This window comes from Thermoflexus sp. (assembly GCF_025055495.1).
In the GTDB taxonomy this organism is placed as follows: Bacteria; Chloroflexota; Anaerolineae; order Thermoflexales; family Thermoflexaceae; genus Thermoflexus.
On sequence record NZ_JANWXB010000373.1, the window covers coordinates 1 to 5,457 of the forward strand.

The 5,457-nt window shown below is 60.4% G+C and carries 4 protein-coding genes; 1 reads left to right on the forward strand and 3 read right to left on the reverse strand.

Annotated features, from left to right (window positions below; genetic code table 11):
- Window positions 1–317: 317 nt before the first annotated feature.
- Window positions 318–1,226: a signal recognition particle-docking protein FtsY gene (ftsY, locus tag NZM16_RS12065; RefSeq protein ID WP_295449272.1), complete on the reverse strand. Its 909-nt coding sequence runs from the start codon at window positions 1,224–1,226 to the stop codon at window positions 318–320.
- An 823-nt stretch (window positions 1,227–2,049) separates the two neighbouring features.
- Between ftsY and NZM16_RS12070 the strand changes: the two genes are divergently transcribed.
- Window positions 2,050–2,754, forward strand: coding sequence for a LysM peptidoglycan-binding domain-containing protein (locus tag NZM16_RS12070; protein ID WP_295480586.1), 705 nt, complete (start codon window positions 2,050–2,052; stop codon window positions 2,752–2,754).
- Window positions 2,755–2,971: 217 nt separating this feature from the next.
- Here the strand turns inward: NZM16_RS12070 and NZM16_RS12075 are convergent, their stop codons facing one another.
- Entirely contained in the window at window positions 2,972–3,994 is a 1,023-nt protein-coding gene (locus NZM16_RS12075; RefSeq protein WP_295480588.1) for an ABC transporter ATP-binding protein, read from the reverse strand.
- A gap of 223 nt (window positions 3,995–4,217) precedes the next feature.
- Entirely contained in the window at window positions 4,218–5,216 is a 999-nt protein-coding gene (locus NZM16_RS12080; protein WP_295480590.1) for an ABC transporter ATP-binding protein, read from the reverse strand.
- Window positions 5,217–5,457 lie beyond the last annotated feature (241 nt).

Genomic DNA, 5,457 nt, shown 5'->3' on the forward strand with positions numbered 1-5,457 from the left:
CTTCCCGGGATATGATCATCGCTTCAGGTTGCCGTCGACGTTCTCGACGCATTCGATTTGCCTCATTATGTCTTCTCCCGCTCTATGGCCCTCGGGGCCGTGGGGAGGGAGAAGAAGATTCCAGGATGCAAGCAGGAAGCCACACCGTCCATCGATCTAAAATCCAAGCCAACAGAATGAGGCCTCACCGCCTTGCTTCAAACCCGAGCTCGGAACTCCCCTTTCCATGCCGCTTTGCGGCATGGAAAGGGGGACAGGGAGGAGGGACAAGCTCCGACTTCCCAACAGGGATCAGCCAGACGGCAGCAGGGCCGAGCTTAATCGAATAAGCCCTCCACGAAGGCATCCGCATCAAACGGTAACAGATCGTCCAGCCCTTCTCCCACCCCGATAAATCGCACCGGCATGCCCAATTCCCGGGCGATGGCGAAAATCGCCCCACCCTTAGCCGTGCCGTCCAGCTTGGTGAGGATCAGGCCTGTGACGCCCACCGCCTGGTGGAACTCCCGGGCCTGTGGGAGAGCGTTCTGACCGGTGGTCGCGTCCAGCACCAGCCAGACCTCATGGGGAGCATCCGGGATCACCTTGGCGGCGACGTTTCGGACTTTCTTCAGTTCCTGCATCAGATTGTATTTGGTGTGAAGCCGACCGGCTGTGTCCGCCAGGACGAGGTCGTAGCCCCGAGCGCGGGCGGCCTGCAATGTGTCGAAGAGCACCGCCCCTGGATCCGCGCCTGGCTGGCCGCTGATGCAGGGCACCCCGGCCCGTTCCGCCCAGATCTCGAGCTGCTCCCCAGCCGCTGCCCGAAAAGTGTCCGCCGCCGCCAGCAACACCCGTCGGCCCTGCTGCCGGAATTGATACGCCAGCTTGGCGACCGTGGTGGTCTTCCCCGAACCATTCACACCCACGATGAGGACCACCTCTAACGGCCTTCGGCCCAGATTCGGCGGCGGAGGATCCCCCAGGATGGCCCGCAGCTCCTGCTTCAACAACGTCCGCAAGGAATCCGCCCGAGTGATCCCTTCCCGGCGAACTCGCTCGCGCAAGCGATCCATCAGTTCCATCGTCACCCGGACGCCGACATCCGCCTGGATGAGCGCCGCCTCCAGCTCCTCCCATAAGGCCTCGGTGATCTCCGTTGCCCCCAGCAACTGAGCGACCCGACCGAAGGCGGCCTGGCGCGTCCGTGCCAAGCCATCCCACAGCGATTGCAGCACCTTACGCATAGATCGTTTCCACTCCGCAGCGAAGAATCTGAACTCCGGACGAACGGTAGTGCGATATGCGGTCTGGATCCTCTCCCCGGGCTGAGTGGGCTCTTTCCCCATAATCCCTCAGGCCGGGAAGAAGAGGATGTATGGGTTCGTCCAAAGTCCAGAGAGAAGGGACCGCCGCATGAATTATAAACCGGGCTGCACCGATAAGGGTTTGAAGCAGGGCCCTTGATCTGGAGTTTTCGGGAAGCCAGGCTGGGGGTCTCTGGCCCCCAGCCCTGTGCCCCGAAAGACGTTTTCTCCCCTCTCCCCACGGCCCAAAGGGCCGGGGGAGGGAAGAGAAGAGGGAAGAGGCCATCGCCCCTCCGAACGGGCCTCCGCTCTCCAAATCCCGAACTCATAACGGGTCAACGCACGAAGAGTTACACCGTTGAGAGCCCGCTGGAGGGAACCGGATCGCTCCACCTCCCGAAAATCCCTAGGGAGACGAACGGCGTAACTCCCGAGGATTTTCCCTTCCTCGAGGCCCCAGGAGCCACAATGTCCTTGGGGGTAGGCGGCCCATTCCCCAAGGGAGTCCGTTTGATATACGATATAGAGTCGCATCGCTGATCCGCGCGGTCCCTCCGGTCCGCAAGGATGATTCTTTCCTGCGGGATTTTTCGTGGGATGCGGGCCGCCTTCGGCGGCCTCGTCCGCCAGGAACGGTTCGGGCCCAGTGTGTGGTGTCCCTCTTCTCCTCGAAGCCCCTTAGGCCTCGGGGAGGGGACATCGACGTCACATTCCTCGTCCTTCCGCGCTGACAGGTTATCGATGTTAGAAAGTCAGGATGAACATGCGCAACGCGAGAATTTCCAGAAACTGGCTCTGGGGGGTGGGATTGAACGCGCTGGCCGCTTTTAGCGCGTTGATCTTGGCGATGTGGACCTTGGAGCGGATTCGACCGCTTCCTCCTTTGCCCACCCCGCTCCCCACATCCACCCCGGTGCCCACCCCGACCCCGCGTCAGCCCTTTACATATACCGTGCAGCCCGGGGATACCCTTCTGTCGATCGCCGCCCGTTTCCAGGTCTCCCTGGACGCCTTGCTTCAGGCAAACGGTTTAAGCGCCGAATCCATCATCTATCCCGGGCAGGTGCTATGGATTTCCCCGGACAACCCCACCCCTCCGTTTATCCCTCAATCCCCCACGGCCTCTCCTTGGTCTTCGCCCGCATTCGAGAAGATCGGCCTGCGGATTCGTGAGGTGAAATCCCCGGGAGATCCGGCTGCCGAGGCGCTGGTGCTGGTGAACGAAGGGGCAACCATAAGTCTGGCAGGATGGCGGATTCGGGACGAGGAAGGGAACCAGTTTACATTCCCAGCGCTGACGCTCTGGACGGGGAGTTCGGTGACCGTGCATACCCGAGAAGGAAGGAACAGCGCGACGGATCTTTATTGGGGTCGCCGGGAAGCCGTGTGGCGGCCTGGCGAACGAGGCGTTTTGGAGGATCCAGAGGGCAAACCGGTGCTGGAGTTCAGCATCCCCGGGCTTCCATAGAATGAGCATCGGAGACCATGGCGAGCAGGCCCGCCCGGCTCCAGAATAAAAAATCCACCCTCCCTGGGGCCCGAAGGACCGCAGGGAAAGGCGGATCCTGCCCATCCAACAGCCGCCTTACATCCTCAGGAAGGAGATCGCTTAACCTGAGGGATATCGCCGCTTGCCTCACTACTCCATCACTCTTTACTCTGAGTTAGCCCCAGAGCGAGTTGCGCTATATGACCCGCCAGCAAGCCACCCAGTGTTCTTGCTGGCGGGTCCCGATATTCACGAAGGGCGGCTCTTCGCGGGCACAATGGCTCATGGCGACCGGACAGCGAGGATGGAAACGACAGCCGGAAGGCGGATTCAGGGGGCTGGGAACGTCTCCTTTCAGCAAGATGCGCTCCCGCTTGAGGGTGGGATCTGGGATCGGGACAGCGGAAAGCAGCGCCTGAGTGTAAGGATGGAGAGGATTGCGATAGAGCTCCTCCCGGGAAGTCAGCTCCACGATCTTACCCAGATACATCACCGCCACCCGATCGCTCACGTGCTCGATCACGCTGAGGTTATGAGCGATGAAGAGATAGGTCAACTTGAATTCCTCCTGGAGCTCCTTCAGCAAGTTGATGATTTGGGCCTGGATGGACACATCGAGAGCGGAGATCGGCTCGTCGCATACGATGAACTTCGGGCGCAGAGCGAGGGCGCGTGCGATCACGATGCGCTGGCGCTGACCTCCGGAGAACTCATGAGGATAACGCCGGGCATGATAATCTTCCAGGCCGACCTTGCGGAGCAGATCGACCACCCTCTCAAATCGTTCTTTGGGTGTTCCGATCCCATGGACCGCCAGCCCCTCCGCAATGCTGGCTCCTACCGGCATGCGGGGGTCCAGCGAGGAATAAGGATCCTGAAAGATAATTTGCATATCCCGTCGCAGAGTTTTCAGCTCGGATTTCGAGAGGGCGAAGATGTTTCGTCCCTCAAAATAAACTTCCCCAGCGGTGGGCTCGATCAATCGCAAAATGGTGCGTCCCACCGTAGTTTTCCCGCATCCGGATTCGCCGACCAGCCCTAGGGTCTCCCCGCGGCGGATCGTGAAGCTCACCCCATCCACTGCCTTCACCCATGCCGCCACCCGCTGAAGCAATCCTCGGCGACCCGGAAAGTATTTTTTCAAGTCTCGAACGACTACGAGATCCTGATCGGTAGAAAGGTCCAGCGAGGCCTGAACCTGCACTTGGGTTAGAGTCATCCGTGAACGCCTCCCCGAAAGAAGCTTTTGATTTGAAGGGAAAGTGCCATCCTCTTCGCAGCTCGAAGGACTGCATGGAAGATCTAAGGCGCGAGCGTTTAAGCTCTCCCTAGAGAAATTGGGGGTGGGGCAGGCCGCTAGAGCTGGCCTACCCCACCCCCCCGTCGATTGTCTGTCAGATCCGCCCCAAGGCCTCCCTACAGGGAAGGGATGAGGAGCGGCGTTATTGATAAAGCCAGCAACGAACCTGATGACCGGGGCCAGTATGGAAGAGCGGTGGGTTCTCTTCCAGACAGAGATTCCCCAGTCGGGCCCGATGCTCCAGCCGGGCCTGACAACGTGGCGCGAAACGGCACCCGGGCGGCAGGTTAATTAGATTTGGCACTGTTCCCGGGATCGTATCCAGTCGTGGCTTGACCACTCCCATCACCGGGATGGAACCCAGCAGCCCACGGGTGTAGGGATGCTGGGGATTCCTGAAGATGGTGCGCACGTCCGCTTCTTCGATGATCTGCCCCGCATACATCACCGCCACTCGATCGCACATCTCGGCGACAATCCCCATATCATGGGTGATAAGGATGATGGCGGTGTGCATGTGACGCTGGAGCTCCCGCATCAGATCCAGGATCTGGGCCTGGATGGTCACGTCCAGGGCGGTGGTGGGCTCATCCGCGATCAACAACTCCGGCCCCAGCGCGAGAGCCATCGCGATCATCACCCGCTGAGCCATCCCGCCGGATAGTTCGTGGGGATAAGAATGGGCCCGGCGCTCCGGGTCCGGGATGCCCACCATCTGAAGCAACTCGATGGCCCGCTTCCATCCTTCGATGCGGCTCAACCCCTCATGGACCTGAAAGACCTCCGCGATCTGATCGCCTATCTTGAAAACCGGATTCAGACAGCTCACCGGCTGCTGGAAAATCATAGAGATCCGGCTCCCCCGCAGCCGGACCATCTCCGGCTCCGGCAACTTCAGAAGGTCCATCCCATCGAAGAGCACCTGCCCTCCGAGGATCCGCCCGGGCGGGGTGATCAGGCGCATAATAGAAAGAGAGGTCACGCTTTTTCCACAGCCGGATTCCCCCACCAACCCCAGGATCTCCCCTCGCCGCACGTGGAAACTCACCCCATCCACGGCCTTCACCACACCGTCCTCAGTGAAAAAATAGGTGCGCAAATCCCGAACTTCCAGCAGGATATCGCGACCGTCTCGCTGCATGAAAGCCTGTTCCTCCAGCCTTAAGATTGTGGAAGGAGGATGGGAACAGCGATCTTGCTGTCCACCCCCATATCGGTGGCCTCCCAGCCCTTAAAAGCCCCCAGTGGAAACAGGTGACAGCTCGGATGACTGCCATCCCTAAAGCGCTAAAACAGGCTCCCTGGGCCCCGAAGGAGAGGCTTCGGAAGCAAGAGCGCTCCTCAACGCTTCAGGCGCGGATCCAGCGCATCCCGGAGGCCAT

Bases quoted from the DNA above. Each gene is read 5' to 3' on its own strand.
- ftsY (WP_295449272.1), bottom strand. From the start codon at position 1,226: ATGCGTAAGGTGCTGCAATCGCTGTGGGATGGCTTGGCACGGACGCGC.
- NZM16_RS12075 (WP_295480588.1), bottom strand. From the start codon at position 3,994: ATGACTCTAACCCAAGTGCAGGTTCAGGCCTCGCTGGACCTTTCTACC.
- NZM16_RS12070 (WP_295480586.1), top strand. From the start codon at position 2,050: ATGCGCAACGCGAGAATTTCCAGAAACTGGCTCTGGGGGGTGGGATTG.
- NZM16_RS12080 (WP_295480590.1), bottom strand. From the start codon at position 5,216: ATGCAGCGAGACGGTCGCGATATCCTGCTGGAAGTTCGGGATTTGCGC.